Source organism: Paracoccus sp. TOH (assembly GCF_030388245.1).
GTDB lineage: Bacteria > Pseudomonadota > Alphaproteobacteria > Rhodobacterales > Rhodobacteraceae > Paracoccus > Paracoccus simplex.
The window spans coordinates 303,869-317,977 of record NZ_CP098362.1; the positions used below are offsets into that span (position 1 = coordinate 303,869).

General features: G+C 66.2%; 16 protein-coding genes and 1 tRNA gene. 1 reads left to right on the top strand and 16 read right to left on the bottom strand.

Annotated features, from left to right (window positions below):
* Positions 1 to 41: 41 nt before the first annotated feature.
* The 9 genes from NBE95_RS18520 to NBE95_RS18560 all read right to left on the bottom strand — a co-directional run bounded on the left by NBE95_RS18520 (position 42) and on the right by NBE95_RS18560 (position 7,153).
* Complete coding sequence (locus NBE95_RS18520) at positions 42 to 518, bottom strand: hypothetical protein (RefSeq protein ID WP_289896503.1); 477 nt, start codon at positions 516 to 518, stop codon at positions 42 to 44.
* A 218-nt stretch (positions 519 to 736) separates the two neighbouring features.
* Positions 737 to 976, bottom strand: a complete 240-nt coding sequence (locus tag NBE95_RS18525; RefSeq protein WP_289896504.1) for a hypothetical protein — start codon at positions 974 to 976, stop codon at positions 737 to 739.
* Between the two features lie 37 nt (positions 977 to 1,013).
* Positions 1,014 to 1,089: transfer RNA gene (locus tag NBE95_RS18530), tRNA-Ala, on the bottom strand.
* A gap of 218 nt (positions 1,090 to 1,307) precedes the next feature.
* On the bottom strand, positions 1,308 to 2,135 hold the full coding sequence (gene efeO, locus NBE95_RS18535; protein ID WP_289896505.1) for an iron uptake system protein EfeO: 828 nt from the start codon (positions 2,133 to 2,135) through the stop codon (positions 1,308 to 1,310).
* A gap of 43 nt (positions 2,136 to 2,178) precedes the next feature.
* Positions 2,179 to 3,483, bottom strand: a complete 1,305-nt coding sequence (gene efeB / locus NBE95_RS18540; protein WP_289896506.1) for an iron uptake transporter deferrochelatase/peroxidase subunit — start codon at positions 3,481 to 3,483, stop codon at positions 2,179 to 2,181.
* A gap of 1 nt (position 3,484) precedes the next feature.
* Positions 3,485 to 4,642: an iron uptake system protein EfeO gene (gene efeO, locus NBE95_RS18545; protein ID WP_289896507.1), complete on the bottom strand. Its 1,158-nt coding sequence runs from the start codon at positions 4,640 to 4,642 to the stop codon at positions 3,485 to 3,487.
* Positions 4,639 to 5,484 (bottom strand): iron uptake transporter permease EfeU, encoded by an 846-nt coding sequence (efeU, locus tag NBE95_RS18550; protein ID WP_289896508.1) that lies wholly within the window; start codon positions 5,482 to 5,484, stop codon positions 4,639 to 4,641. Before efeU ends, efeO (NBE95_RS18545) begins: the two co-directional genes overlap by 4 nt.
* Before the next feature lie 176 nt (positions 5,485 to 5,660).
* Entirely contained in the window at positions 5,661 to 6,635 is a 975-nt protein-coding gene (locus NBE95_RS18555) for a glutathione S-transferase family protein (protein ID WP_289896509.1), read from the bottom strand.
* Between the two features lie 74 nt (positions 6,636 to 6,709).
* The gene (locus tag NBE95_RS18560) at positions 6,710 to 7,153 is read right to left on the bottom strand and encodes a thioredoxin domain-containing protein (RefSeq protein ID WP_289896510.1); all 444 of its coding nucleotides are present in this window, start codon (positions 7,151 to 7,153) and stop codon (positions 6,710 to 6,712) included.
* A 58-nt stretch (positions 7,154 to 7,211) separates the two neighbouring features.
* Here NBE95_RS18560 and NBE95_RS18565 point away from each other — a divergent pair, with 58 nt between their 5' ends.
* The gene (locus tag NBE95_RS18565) at positions 7,212 to 7,541 is read left to right on the top strand and encodes a metalloregulator ArsR/SmtB family transcription factor (RefSeq protein ID WP_289896511.1); all 330 of its coding nucleotides are present in this window, start codon (positions 7,212 to 7,214) and stop codon (positions 7,539 to 7,541) included.
* On the opposite strand, the gene sulP is transcribed toward NBE95_RS18565, so the two are convergent.
* The 7 genes from sulP to NBE95_RS18600 form a co-directional block, all read right to left on the bottom strand.
* Entirely contained in the window at positions 7,517 to 9,250 is a 1,734-nt protein-coding gene (sulP, locus tag NBE95_RS18570; RefSeq protein ID WP_289896512.1) for a sulfate permease, read from the bottom strand. The genes NBE95_RS18565 and sulP overlap by 25 nt on opposite strands.
* Positions 9,250 to 9,657, bottom strand: a complete 408-nt coding sequence (locus tag NBE95_RS18575) for a DUF6691 family protein (RefSeq protein WP_289896513.1) — start codon at positions 9,655 to 9,657, stop codon at positions 9,250 to 9,252. Before NBE95_RS18575 ends, sulP begins: the two co-directional genes overlap by 1 nt.
* Position 9,658: 1 nt before the next feature.
* Entirely contained in the window at positions 9,659 to 10,096 is a 438-nt protein-coding gene (locus NBE95_RS18580; protein WP_289896514.1) for a YeeE/YedE thiosulfate transporter family protein, read from the bottom strand.
* Complete coding sequence (locus tag NBE95_RS18585) at positions 10,093 to 10,296, bottom strand: DUF2892 domain-containing protein (protein WP_289896515.1); 204 nt, start codon at positions 10,294 to 10,296, stop codon at positions 10,093 to 10,095. The genes NBE95_RS18580 and NBE95_RS18585 overlap by 4 nt, the downstream gene beginning before the upstream one ends.
* 17 nt (positions 10,297 to 10,313) lie before the next feature.
* Positions 10,314 to 11,189, bottom strand: coding sequence for an MBL fold metallo-hydrolase (locus NBE95_RS18590; protein ID WP_289896516.1), 876 nt, complete (start codon positions 11,187 to 11,189; stop codon positions 10,314 to 10,316).
* A 169-nt stretch (positions 11,190 to 11,358) separates the two neighbouring features.
* The gene (locus NBE95_RS18595) at positions 11,359 to 12,681 is read right to left on the bottom strand and encodes an MFS transporter (RefSeq protein WP_289896517.1); all 1,323 of its coding nucleotides are present in this window, start codon (positions 12,679 to 12,681) and stop codon (positions 11,359 to 11,361) included.
* Between the two features lie 95 nt (positions 12,682 to 12,776).
* Complete coding sequence (locus tag NBE95_RS18600) at positions 12,777 to 14,006, bottom strand: aminopeptidase P family protein (RefSeq protein ID WP_289896518.1); 1,230 nt, start codon at positions 14,004 to 14,006, stop codon at positions 12,777 to 12,779.
* Positions 14,007 to 14,109 lie beyond the last annotated feature (103 nt).

A 14,109-nucleotide genomic window follows, 5' to 3' on the forward strand; every position in this document is an offset into this window, starting at 1 on the left:
GCCTCTGTACCAGTCCTCAGGCGAAATTAATCCAGGATGGCTCAGTCCAAGCCGTTCTGCCAGCCAGATGCGTGTCCCAGGAGCCTCTTCCAGCCATGTTTCGATTCCACGACGTCCCAAACATGGACTTCAGCCCAGTCCCCGCTCGCGCGGCGAGCAGTCAGCCAATCCTCTTTGCTAGCCCAACGTCTTGGGGTCACAAAGACAAATGCTGTATCCTTTCGGATTTTGGCATCGAATTCTTCGACCCTCTTATCATAGTCGGCGTTAGCCTTTGTGGAGGGAGATTGATCGCAGCCCATTTCCCATAGCGACTTTCCAGCCGGCACCCACGGGGTTGAGGTCTCACTCACTGCCTCACCATCAACGCCATGGAGGGCGATTGCATCATTGCCGGGAAAGCGAAGCGACTTCAGACCCGGAGTGGTTTCACGGATCAGGCGTCGAACAAGTACAGGCAGCAGGGAACGCGCTTCAATGCGATCTGCCCATTGCCGAATATTCGTTTCCGTTATCATGTTCTTGTCCCCGCAATCCACTCTCTCAATTTGGGCGTGCAGATAGATTACTCAAGCACCCATGTGATATTCTGAGAATCATGAGAACCGTCCGATTCACATAGGCATTTAGCAAGAACAGAAGCCATCGCCGAAAGTCCGCGCAGCGCTCCCTCGTCCGAGCGGTCATCCCTCACCCGAAACCACGGTTCAATGATGTCGCATAATGCCTGTGGCTTCTAGCCCCGGCGAACTTCCGGTTCGGTGAAGCTGCGCTGCGGCATCGCGCCACCTGCGAAGGGCAGCAATGGGCCGAAAGCGGCCTTCACCTCTAGCCGCTTCGCATGAGCGACTCGCGGCTGAGCGCCGCGAGTATCCTTGAGGGCCGGAAAAACAAAAAAGCCAGCAGAGCGCGCTCCACCGGCTTCGGTTTTCTTCACAGACGCATATTCTCCAACAAATGGATAATCCGCTGTCATTAATGGAAGATCTATCTGGCACTTGCCACTTGTGAATTGGTGGAGCCAAGGGGAGTCGAACCCCTGACCTCTTGAATGCCATTCAAGCGCTCTACCAACTGAGCTATGGCCCCACCGGAGGTCCGGGCGGCGTCTCCGGCGCCCGTGTGAGGCGTCGTATAGGAGGGCGTGCCGACAGGTGCAAGCGGAAAAAACACCCCCATCGCCAAAATTTCGTCACATCCGCCTTGCGCTCTGAAAACACTGGCTTTTCATTGCCGGATCACCGTCCCGAACCATAGGCGGGCGCCGGATGCAGCGGACGGCCGATTCCCGGCCGCCCCGTGATCCCTCAGCCCAGACCCAGCTTGCCGCGCAGTGTCGCAAGATCCTCGGCCAGCGTGTTGACCTTGGCCGAGAGCAGGTTGCGGTCCTCGTCCGAAAGCTCCTCGTAGGACACGTAGCCGCCCTCCTGGGCCTGGTACTTCACCAGCACCTCGTTCACGGCCTTGAAATTGCCGTCGACCTTGGCCACGAAATCGGCGTCGCTGTCGGCGATCAACGGGCGCAGCAGCTCATAGATCTTTTGCGCGCCCTCGAAATTCGCGTCGAAGTCCCACAGGTCGACATGCGAATAGCGGTCCTCCTCGCCCGAGATCTTGGTCGCGGCGACCTCCTCCATCAGCACGGCGGCGCCGCCCACCACCACCTCGGGCGGGAAGGTCAGGCCGGTGATGCGGTCGTTGAGCTCGGTCACGTCGGCCAGCAGCTTGTCGGCATATTGCTCCAGCCCCTCGGTCGAGCCCTTCTCCCACAGACCGTATTCGATGCGGTGGAAGCCAGTGAAGGCCTCGTCCGCCTCGGCCTTCTCATAATCGTCGGCGCGGGCGTCGATCGACACGTCCAGGTCCGAGAACAGCTCGGCGATCGGCTCGATCTTTTCATAGCTGGTGCGGGTGGGGGCGAAGAGCGCCTTGGCCTCATCGACCTTGCCCGCCTTGATCGCGTCGGTGAAGAGTTTGGTGTCCTCGACCAGCTTGGCGGTGTTCTCGGCGACATAGATCTTGTATTCGGCCAGCGGCTCGACCAGCTCCAGCGACGGATCGGCGGCAAGCGCCAGCGTCCCCCAGCCCGCCATGGCCAGCGCCAGCGCCGTCGTTCCGAGATGTTTTCCGGTCATGGTTCCAAAACTCCCCATTGGTGCAGAATGTCGGCTTGGCGGATCAGCTCCGCCTGGCTGCGGTGACAAGGGACGAGCCGAGGTAGTCCCCCGGTCCGATGCCGGGCAGGGCGAAGAAGTAACCGCCCCCCACCGGCTTGATATATTCCTCGAGCGGTTCGCCGTTCAGCCGGTTCTGCACGGCGATGAAGCCGGCCTCGAGATCGGCTTGGTAGCAGATAAACAGCAGACCCTGGTCGAGCTGGCCGTTCTTCAGCGCGCCGCGGGAATAGTTGAAGGGCCGGCGCAGGATCAGGTTCCGGTCGCTGGCCGGGTCGCGCGGATTGGCCAGCCGGATATGCGAATCCGGCGGGATCACCATGCCTTCGGGGTCAGCGGCGTAATTCGGGGCGTCATGTTCGGTCGCCCCGGGCGCGTCGAGCGGGGCGCCGCTGATCTTGGTGCGGCCGAAGATGCGCTCCTGTTCCGAAAGCGGCGTGCGGTCCCAGCGTTCGACGAAATTGCGGATCACCCGCACCGCCTGATAACTGCCGCCATGCGCCCAGTCCGGCTCGTCCGGGCCGCGGGTCCAGACCAGGCGATCCATCAGCGCCGCGTCGTTCGCATCGGGATTGGCCGAGCCGTCGCGGAAGCCCAGGAAGTTGCGGGCGCTGGGGGTCGAGCCGTCAGTGGCGGGCAGGACCGGCGGCACGAAGCCCTCGATCATCCAGCGCAGCACCAGGAATTCCGACAGGTTCTTCACGATGTCGCGCAGCGCATAGATGCAGGTGTCCTGCAGGTTGGCGCAGAGCTGGATGGACAGATCGCCGTGGCAGATCTCGGGGTCCAGCGCATCGTTGGGGAATTGCGTCATGCGCTGCAGGCGGGCCGGCTTCAGCCCGGCCAGCCAGTCATGCCTTTCGAACAGAGAATCGCCAAGGCCGACGGTGATGGTCAGGTTGTCGGGCGAGATCACCGGCCCCAGCAGGCCGGAATCGGCAGGCGGCAGCTTGGGGTCGCGCGCGGCGATCAGCCCGCCCGCGGCCAGGAATTCCGCGCGCTGGGTCAGCAACCGCATCATGCGCTCGAAATCCTCGAGCGAGGCGACCACCACGTCGAAGGCCGCGAAAATGCCGTTGGCCGGCCGGGGCGTGGTGATGCCGGCCTGATGCGGGCCGTGGAAGGGCACCTGCTGTGCCGCGGTTTCCGCATGGGCCTTGGGCGCGTCGTCGACATTGGGGATGGTGTTGGCGGGACCGCCGTCCTGGGCGCGCAGCGGCAGGGCGCCAAGGGCGCCGAGCGCCCCGCCGATCCCGAGCCCCTTCAGCAGGTTGCGGCGAAAGATCGAGCGGGGGGTCTGGTCCTGCATCTCAGTTCTTCCCGATGGCCGGTTGCAGCTTGCGCAGCGATTCCGACAGCTGCGTCAGGGTGGCCGACAGCTTTTCGCGCTCGGCCCTGGGCACATCGCCATAGGTCGCATGGCCCTGGGCGACGGTGGCTTGCATCTGCGCCTGCGCCGCTTCCAGATCCTGGCCGATCACCGTGTCCAGCGCCGGATCGACGCCTGCCACGACCTGGCGCAGCAGGTCGGAAAGCTTGGCGATGCCCTCCAGCCCGGCGGAAAGATCCTGCAGGTCGTTGCCGGCATAAAGGTTCTCGCCCTTGGGCACCTGTGCCTGGGCAAGCTGCAGGGCGCTTTCGGCCGGCATCTCGATCAGCAGGCCGGGGTCCAGCGGCGCCTGCTTCAGCCGCCCGGCGAGTTCCTTCAGATCCGCGACCAGCGCATCGGCAAAGGGCTGCAAGCCCTCGGTGCTGTTCCGGGCGAAAAGCCCGTATTCGAGGCGGTGATAGCCGGTGAAGCCCGGATCCTGCTCGCGCTTTTCCAGATAGGCGGCGCGCGGGTCGATACGCTCCTCGAGGTCCGAGAAGCGATAGGCCAGCGGCTCGATGCGGCGATAGGGCAGGCGGGCGTCGCGCCAGGCCGTCCGGGCGGCCTCGAGATCGCCCGAGGCGATGGCCTCGCGCAGGGTCTCGGCCGCCTTGACCGCGGCATTGCCCTGCATAACCAGGTAGACGCGATATTCCGACAGCGGGCCCAGGAACTTGCGCAGCGTGACCTCCGAGGCGGCGACGGCGGCCTCGTCCGATGGAGTTACGCTGAGCGTGCCGCGCGGGTTCGACAGAAGCCCGCAGGTGATCGCATAGTCGCCGGGCCGCAGCTGCACCTCCAGCGTGGCGCGAAAGCCCGGGGCGATGTTCTCGCGCTCGGCCACCACCATGACGCCGTCCAGGATCTCCCATTCGATGGGGCGGTCGCTGGCGTTCACGATCTCGAAGCTGCGCCGGCCGCCGGGGACGGTGATGGCGTTCGGCTCACAGGTGGTGGCATTGACGGTCACCAGCTGGTCGGCAGCCGTCTGGCTGCCGGCGGTCTGCTGCGTCGCATACCAGAAGGCGACGCCGCCCGCCGCGACCAGCACCGCCGCCCCCGCGATCGCCAGGTAGAGGCCATTCGATGGTGAAGTCATTTGCGTCCCGCGGTTTGCGGCCGCACCGGCAGGGCACCGGAATGCGGCCTGAGAAAAAGCGTCAGCGTCACGGCCAGGAAAATGCCCCAGACCAGCGCTTCGCCCAAGGTCGGCGCCTCGCGATAGCCCAGCAGGCCCGAAAGGACGGTTCCGAGCGGGCCGGTTTCGGGCAGGATCCGGCTCAGGTCATAGATCCGCTCCTGCAGCCCGTTCCACAGCCCCGCCTCGTGCAGCGCCTTGACCGAGCCTGCCAGCAGGCCGGCCGCGACCAGCAGGATGAAGATGCCGGTCCAGCGGAAGAACCGGCGCAGGTCCAGCCGCAGCGCCCCGGCGTAAAAGCCCCAGCCCGCGACGATGGCCGCGATCACGCCCAGGGCCGCGCCGATGGGGGCCGCGCCGTCCTGGCTTTGCTGGAAGATCGCCAGCAGGAAAAACACCGATTCCAGCCCTTCGCGCGCCACCGCCAGGAAGACCATCCCGATCAGCGCCCAGGTGCCTGCGCTGCCCTTGTGCGACAGCGCCTCGTCGATGTCGGCATGCAGCGCGGCCTTGATCGAGCGTGCGGCGCGGCGCATCCAGAACACCATGCCGGTCAGCACCGCGACGGCGACCAGGCCGATCACCGCCTCGAACAACTCCTGCATCCTCTGCGGGAAGCCGTTGGCCAGGATCTGGATCGCCGCCCCGGCGAAAAGCGACAACGCCACCGCCAGCAGGACGCCGACCCAGATCGCCGGCAGCCAGGCGCGGCGGCCGGTCTGGCTCAGGTAGCTTGCGATGATGCCGACGATCAGTGCGGCTTCCAGCCCTTCGCGCAGCATGATAAGAAACGGAGCGAGCATCGGCCTTTCCCCAGCTATGTCGTGGTGCGGGTCCGGCTGGCGTCGGGCGCAGCCAGTCGGGCGGGCATCGCGGCAGGTTCTTCGACCCGGGTGGGCCGGTTTCCCGACTCATTAAGGCGGAAATCGGCAAAGTCAATCCAGAGCGAAACCCTAGGAAAGTTCCGCGACGCGGCGCGTCAGCCGCGGCCGTGCGGCTCGGTCCAGTCGATCAGCGGATTGATCGGGATGATCCGGCTGGGGTTTATCGTGGCGTGGCTGTAATGGTAATGCCGCACGATATGGTCGAAATGCACCGTCGCGGCCACCCCTGGCCATTGGTAAAGCGCGCGCGTCCAGCCCCAGAGATTCGGGTATTCGCGCAGCCAGGCGCGGTTGCACTTGAAATGCGTGTGATAGACCGGATCGAAGCGCGCCATGGTGGTGAACAGCCGCCAGTCCGCCTCGGTCACCCGGTCGCCGCAAAGATAGCGGTTCTGCGCCAGATGCGCCTCGAGCCAGTCCAGCGTCTCGAACAGGGGGTGGACCGCCTCGTCATAGGCCGCTTGCGAGGTGGCGAAGCCCGCCTTGTAGACGCCGTTGTTCACGCGGTCGTAGATCCGTTCGTTCATGGCGTCGATTTGCTCCAGCAGGTCGGGCGGGCAATAATCGTCGCGGTTGCCGGTGATCCCGTCGAAGGCCGTGTTGAACATGCGGATGATTTCGGCGCTTTCGTTGCTGACGATGGTATCGCGGGCCGTGTCCCAAAGCACCGGCACCGTCACCCGGCCCGAGGCGCTGGGATCCACCTTCAGATAAAGCTCGCGCAGGAAGCGCAGGCCGAACAGCCGATCGCCGGTGGTGCCGGGGAAATCGGCGGCGAAAGTCCAGCCGTCCGACAGCATGTCGGGATGCACGACCGAGATGTCGACATGCGGAACCAGCCCCTTCAGCGCCCGATAGATCAGCGTGCGATGCGCCCATGGGCAGGCATAGGAGACATAGAGATGATAGCGCCCGCTCTCGGCCGCGAAGCCGCCTTCGCCGCTGGGGCCGGGGCTGCCGTCGGGTGTGATCCAGTTGCGATAGGCGGTGACGCTGCTCTGGAAGCGCCCGCCCGCGCTGGCGGTGTCATACCATGCGTCGTGCCAGACGCCATCGACCAGTTGACCCATCTCGTCCGCCTCCTTGCAGCGTTTCTGCGACCTTGGGGACCAGCATAGCCGACCGGGTCCGGCGGACAACCGGGCTAGCGGCCAAGCTGCCCGCGCGTCCAGCCGACGATGGCCGCCGCATCCATGGCGCCCGATTGCCGGCCGATCTCCTGCCCGCCGCGATAGAGCAGCAGCGTCGGGATGCCGCGGATGCCCAAACCGGCGGCGGTCTGCGGTTCGGCCTCGGAATTCAGCTTGATCAGCCGGACCTCCGGCTCCAGCATCCCGGCCGCGCGGGCGAATTGCGGCGCCATCATCCGGCAGGGGCCGCACCAGGGCGCCCAGACATCGACGAGCACCGGAATCGAGTTGCGGCCGATCTGGCGTGCGAACATCTGCCCGCCCACATCGGCGGGCTGGCCGGAGAACAGCGGCAGCCGGCATTTGCCGCAACGGCCGGCGCGCGGGTCGTGTCCCGACGGCAGGCGGTTCAGCGCCCCGCAGGCGGGGCAGACGATCAGGCTGTCGGTACCGGGCATGGCCCACCTCCGATGCTTTGTCTTGACGATATATTCATATTCTTGTAGGTATGCAAGAATGGTAAACGAAACTCTTCCCGAGCCCGGCCGGATCGACCCAGAAGCCATGCGGAGCGCCGCAGGCGAGGCCAGCGAGTTCTTGAAATCTTTGGGCAATCAGCACCGGCTGATGATCCTTTGCGCGCTGAGCTCGGGCGAGAAATCGGTGGGCCAGCTGGCCGGATTCCTTGGCATCCGCGACTCCACGGTGTCGCAACACCTGGCGCTGCTTCGGCGCGACCGGATCATCTCGGGCCGGCGCGAGGGGCAGGTGATCTGGTATCGCATCGACAGCCAACCCGCCCGCCGCGTCATGGCGGTGCTTTACGAAAGTTTCTGCGCCGCCTGATCACCGGTGCCGCGCAGGGTGCGGATCGCCTCGTGCTGGCTCAGGAAAACCCGCCCCGACAGGTGGCGCAGGAAGTCGCAGCGCTGCAGCCGGTCCATCACCGGCCCCTTGACCTCGGACAGGTGCAGCTTGATCCCGCCCTCGGCCAGCCGGCGGTTGATTTCCGCCAGGCTTTCCAGCGCGCTGGCGTCGATGTCGTTCACCGCCGGGCACATCAGCACCACATGGCGGACCTGCGGGTGCTCGGCCACCAGCGCGGCGATGCGGTCTTCGAGAAAACGCGAATTGGCGAAATACAGGCTTTCATCGACGCGCAGCGACAGGATCTCGGGCCAGGTGATGACCTCGTGGCGGTCGACATTGCGGAAATGCTCGGTCCCCGGCACCTGGCCGACCACCGCCGAATGCGGGCGCGCGCTGCGGTAAAGCTGCATGACCAGCGACAGGATCACCCCGGCGCTGATGCCCTGTTCGACCCCCACCAGCAGCGTGACCAGGATCGTCGCCGCCATGGCCAGGAAATCGCGTGGCGAATAGGCCAGCACGCGGGCCAGGGCGCGCAGATCGACCAGCGACAGAACCGCCAGGATGATCGTCGCGGCCAGCACGGCCTGCGGCAGGTCGGCAAGTTGCGGGGTCAGGAACAGTGCCGCCAGCGCGATGCCGATGGCGGTAAAGGCGCCCGCCGCCGGGGTCTGCGCCCCCGCGTCATGGTTCACCACCGAGCGGGCGAAGCCGCCGGTGACCGGATAGCCGCCGGACAGCCCGGCGGCGATATTGGCGGCGCCAAGGCCGATCAGCTCCTGGTCCGGGGCGATGCGCTCGCGCCGCCGCGCCGCCAGGGTCTGCCCGACCGAGACCGACTCGACGAAGCCCACCACCGAGATCAGCAGCGCCGCCGGGGCCAGTGCCGGCAGCAGCTCGGGGGGCAGTACGGGCAGGCCGGGCCGGGGCAGTCCCTGCGGGATCGCGCCGACCAGCGCGACGCCCCGTTCATCCAGGTCCAGCGCCCGGACCAGCAGGATCGAGACGGCGATGGCAAGGATGGGTGCCGCGCGGGCCAGCATGTCGGCCAGCCAGCCGGGCAGGCCGGCGCCTGTCAGGCCGGACCGCGCCCAAAGTCGCGCGGCCCAGAGAAAGGCCAGCGCGCCAAGCCCGATGGCCAGCGTCCAAGGATTGGTGCGGCCGATCTGCGCGGCAAGCGCCGGGACGATCTCGACCAGCGTGGCGCCTGCGGCTTCGATGCCGAGAATATGCCTGACCTGCCCGGCGGCGATCAGGATGCCCGAGGCGGTGATGAAGCCGGAAATCACCGGATGGCTCAGGAAATTCGCCAGGAAGCCCAGCCGGAGGATGCCTGCGACGACCAGCATGGCGCCCGAAAGCAGCGCCAGCCCGGCGGCGGCGACCAGCGGATTTGCCAGCCCCTGGGCAACCACCGGCCCGATGGCCGAAGCGGTCATCAGCGACACCACCGCCACCGGTCCCACAGCCAGCACCCGCGAGGTGCCGAAGACGGCATAGGCCACCAGCGGCAGGATCGAGGCGTAGAGCCCGACCTCGGGCGGCAGGTTGGCAAGCATCGCATAGGCGAGGCTTTGCGGGATCAGCATGATCGTCACGATCGCCGCGGCCAGCAGGTCGGCGCGCAGCGTCGCGCCGTCATAGCCGCGCGTCCAGTGCAGCGGCAACAGGCGATGGCTGGGCATCATGAGCGCAGCCAGCGCGTCACGGCGATGCCGGCCCCCATCGCGATGACGAAGATCGCCGCGTCGGGCTGGCCGAGACCAAGCGCGGGAACCGCGCCTCCGGGGCAGAAGCCGGCGATGCCCCAGCCGATGCCGAACAGCGCCGAGCCGCCAATCAGCGCCGGATCGAGATCCCGCCGCGTCGGCAGGTGGAACCGCGGCGCAAGCAGCGGCTGCCGGCGGTTCAGCACCAGGCGGTAGCCGACGAAGGTCACAGCCAGCGCCCCGGCCATGACCAAGCCCAGCGACGGATCCCAGGCCCCCGCGAGGTCGAAGAAATTCAGCACCTTGGCCGGGTTGATCATGCCGGACAGCGCGATGCCGGCACCAAAGATCAGCCCGGCCAGCAGGGCGGCGAGAACCGGCATCTCAGAATCCTCCGATCACATGGCGGATGACGTAGACCGTGGCGAAGGCGGTCAGCATGAAGGTCAGCGTCGCCACCAGCGAACGGGGCGACAACCGCGCATTGCCGCAGACCCCGTGCCCCGAGGTGCAGCCGCCGCCATAGGTCACGCCGATCCCGACCATCAGGCCGCCCAGCACCAGCAGCGGCCGCGGCACCGGGCTGTCGAAGGGCACCGGCGCGCCAAGCGCCAGCATCAGCGCCGGTGCGGCGACCGCGCCCAGCAGGAAGGCGGCGCGCCAGCCGCGGCCCTGCCGGCCTTGATCCCCGCCGCCGGGCAGCAGACCGGCGATGATGCCGGTCATGCCCGCGACCCGGCCGATCAGCGCCATCAGCAGCACGGCTGCCAGCCCGATCAGTGCCCCGCCAAGGGCGGATTGCAGAGGGGTGAACACGGTCATTTGCGGCCGCAGGTGCTGAGGCCGAACAGCGCATAGGCCGGGCAGGTGCGGGCCAGCGCGGTGACGACCAGCGCCGCGCCGACCGCCAGGCTGAGCCATTTCCCGAAGCCAGCCAGCCCGGCCAGGAAAGGCAGCAGGATCAGCAGTATACCCAAAACCAGCCGCAGCGAACGGTCGATGCTTCCGACATTGGCTTTCATCGTTACTCTCCCTTGGTTCAATCCCAGGCCGCCTGCAGCAGGTCCAGCGGAATCTTGAGATAGCGGCGGCCGTTCGCCTCGGGCTCGGGAAGGCGGCCGGCATTGGCATTGACCTGCAGCGCGTGCAGGATCAGCTTGGGCATGGGTAGGGTCTTGTCCCGCGCCTCGCGCAGGGCGACGAAGCGGGCCTCGTCCATGCCGGCGACATGCGGGTTCTTGCGCTTCTGCTCGGCCACGGTGGATTCCCAGCGCGGCTCGCGTCCGCCCTGGCAATAGTCGTGGCCGGTGAAGATCCGGGTCTCGTCCGGCAGGGCCAGGATGGCCTGGACCGAGCGCCACAGCACATGCGCATCGCCGCCGGGAAAATCGGCCCGCGCGGTGCCGCTGTCGGGCATGAACAGCGTGTCATGCACGAAGGCCGCGTCGCCGATGACATAGGTGATCGAGGCCAGCGTATGGCCGGGCGAGAACATCACATGCGCGGGGATCTTGCCGACGCTGAACCGCTCGCCCTCGGCGAAGAGCCTGTCCCATTGCGAGCCGTCGGCGGGAAAGTCCGGCCAGTGGTAATAGCCTTTCCACAGCTTCTGCACCTCGGTCACCTTCTCGCCGATGGCGGTCGGGGCGCCGGTCCGGCGCTTGAGGTAATCGGCGGCCGAGAAATGGTCGGCATGGGGATGGGTGTCCAGAATCCACTGCACCTCGTAGCCCCTTTCGGCGACGAACCGCAGGATCCGGTCGGCCTGGATCGTCGCCGTGGCGCCGGATTTCTCGTCGTAATCCAGCACCGGATCGATGATCGCGCATTGCTTCGTCTGGGGATCGGCCACGACATATTGCACCGATCCGGTGCGCGCCTCGTAGAACCCTGTCACTTCCGGGGCCGTGGTCATGGGAAAACCTCTTGATATGATCGCGGGATCTGGAATTTCCTCCCCCCATATATTCGCTTATGCGAAGATATGCAATAGCGGGATACGCGGTGAATCCGCCATGGCCGGCCGCAGGAAAAGGCCGGGCTTTGCGGCCCGGCCTGGTCTGAAAAAAACGGGAGGCCGCCGGTCAGTCTTCCAGCGGCTTGCCGGCGGTTTCGCGGGCCAGCAGCATGGCGATCAGCGCCAGCCCGGCGGCGCCGACCAGGTACCATGCCGGGGCCAGCTTGCTGCCGGTGGCGCCGATCAGCCAGGTCGCCACGAAGGGCGCCGTGCCGCCGAACAGCGCATTGGCGGCGTTGAAGCTGAAGGCGAAGCCGGAATAGCGCACGCGGGTCGGGAAGATCTCGGACAGGAAGCAGGGCAGCGTGCCGTCGTTGATGGTCAGCAGCGCGCCGAAGGCGATCTGGATCAGCACGATGGTGACGAAGCCCGCGCCGTCGAGCATCCGGAACAGCGGCACCGTCAGCAGGATGAACAGCACCGAGGCGGTGATCAGCGCCGTCTTGCGGCCGAAGCGGTCGGAAAGCTGGCCCATCAGGAAGATCAGGAAGATGTAGACGGCAAGCGACAGGCTGGCGGCGATGAAGGATTCCGTATGCCCCATGCCCATCTCGGTCGAAAGATAGGTCGGCATATAGCTGAGGATCAGATAGAAGCCCACGGCGTTCAGGCAGGTGGCGCCGAAGGCGATGGCGATCTGTCGGCCGTGGTTGCCGAACAGCTCGCGGATCGGCGTGCGCTCGAGGTGATGCGCCTGTTCCAGTTCGCGGAACCTGGGCGTATCCTCGAGCCGCAGCCGGATATAGAGCCCGACCAGCCCCAGCGGCAGCGCCAGCAGGAAGGGCAGGCGCCAGCCATAGGCCTGCATCTGCGCCTCGTTCAGCAGCCAGAACAGCGCCGCCGACATCAGCGACCCGGCCAGAAGCCCCGCCGCGGTCGAGGCGGGCACGATGCTGGTATACAGCCCGCGGCGATGCGTCGGCGCATATTCGGCAATGAACGAGGTCGCCCCGGCATATTCGCCCGAGGCCGAGAAGCCCTGGACCATGCGCACCAGCAGCAGCAGGATCGGCGCGGCGATGCCGATCTGGTGGTAATCGGGCAGCAGCGCGATGACCGTGGTGGCCCCCGACATGATCAGGATCGACCAGGACAGCGCCGTGCGCCGGCCGACCCGGTCGCCGATCGCGCCCCAGATGATGCCGCCCAGCGGCCGGATCACGAAGGAAATGGCGAAAACCGCATAGGTGGCCAGCAGGGCGCTGCCCGGCGCGATGTCGGGAAAGAAGGCGGCGGCGATCACCGTCGCGAAATAGCCATAGGACGCATAGTCGAACCATTCGACGAAATTGCCGATGAAGCTGGCGCCCAAGACCTTTTTCAGCACGGTCTGCGAGCCGTCGGCATCATCGGTCCGGGCGGCCGCTGGCGCGGCCACGGAATGTGACATGATTTTCCTCCCTTGGGATTTTGTGCCGGCCCCTCCTGCCGGCGCGCATGATGCGAAGCGGCCCGCCTGGCGGATGCCGGCGGGCCGCTGGGGGATCAGGCTGCCTTGGCCTTGCCCGTCACGATCAGATGCTCGGGGCCGTAGGGGAAGCCGGTGATGTTGCGGTTGCCGGCCTCCTCGATCACCAGGATGTCGTGTTCGCGGTAGCCGCCGGCCCCGGGCATGTCCTCGGGGATGGTGATCATCGGCTCCATCGAGACCACCATGCCGGGCTCCAGAACGGTGTCGCAATCCTCGCGCAGTTCCAGCCCGGCCTCGCGGCCGTAATAGTGGCAGAGCACGCCGAAGCTGTGGCCATAGCCGAAGCTGCGGTATTGCAGCAGGTTCTCGGCCGCATACATCTCGTTCAGTTCTGCGGCGATCTCCGAGCATTTCTTGCCCGGCACAAGCAGTTCCTTGCCGCGGTCATGGACCTTGCAGTTGAACTCCCACAGCCGGATATGCTCGTCGCTGGCATGTTCGGCGAACAGCGTGCGCTCCAGCGCGACATAATAGCCGGCAACCATCGGGAAGCAGTTCAGCGACAGGATGTCGCCGGCCTCGATCCGGCGCGAGGTGACGGGGTTGTGGGCGCCGTCGGTGTTGATGCCCGACTGGAACCAGGTCCAGGTGTCCAGCAGTTCGGCATGCGGCCAGGTTCTGGCGATCTCGCGCACCATGGCGGCGGTGGAATGCAGCGCCACCTCGTGCTCGGGCACCCCCACCGCCGTCGCCTCGACGCAGGCGGCGCCGCCGACATCGGCGATGCGGGCCATCTCGGTGATATGGGCGATCTCTTCGGCCGACTTGACCATGCGCAGCCGCATGGCGGGGGCGGCGATGTCGACGAACTCGACGCCGGGAAACTCCGCCTTCAGCAGCTTCAGCAGGTCGATGTTCACATGGTCGAACTCGATGCCGATGCGCTTGGCGGCGCCGACCAGCTGGCGGATGGCGTGGAAGTAATTGTCCTTCTGCCAGTCGGTATAGGTAAGGTTGCCGCCGAAGGTGCGCCGCCAGGGCTGGCCGCCGTCGATGCCGGCGCTGATCGAGGTCGCCTTGTCATGGTCGACCAGGAAGCCGTAGCGGCGGCCGAACTGGCAATACAGGAAGTCCGCGTAATAGTTGATGTTGTGATACGAGGTGAACAGCGCCGCGTCGATGCCGGCCTGTGCCATATGCGCCCGGATTGCGTCCAGGCGGCGCTGCATCTCGGCTGCCGAGAAGGTCGGCTGCGCCTTCCGCCCGTTGCCGACATAGTTCTGCAGTCTTTCGCGTTCGGTCATCTATGGTCTCCCAGTTAGGTTTCGTTCAGATTGCCGTCGCATTTGCCCTGCGTCAAAAGACCATTTATAATCAAACCGATTAGAAATTCTTATCCGAGGCACC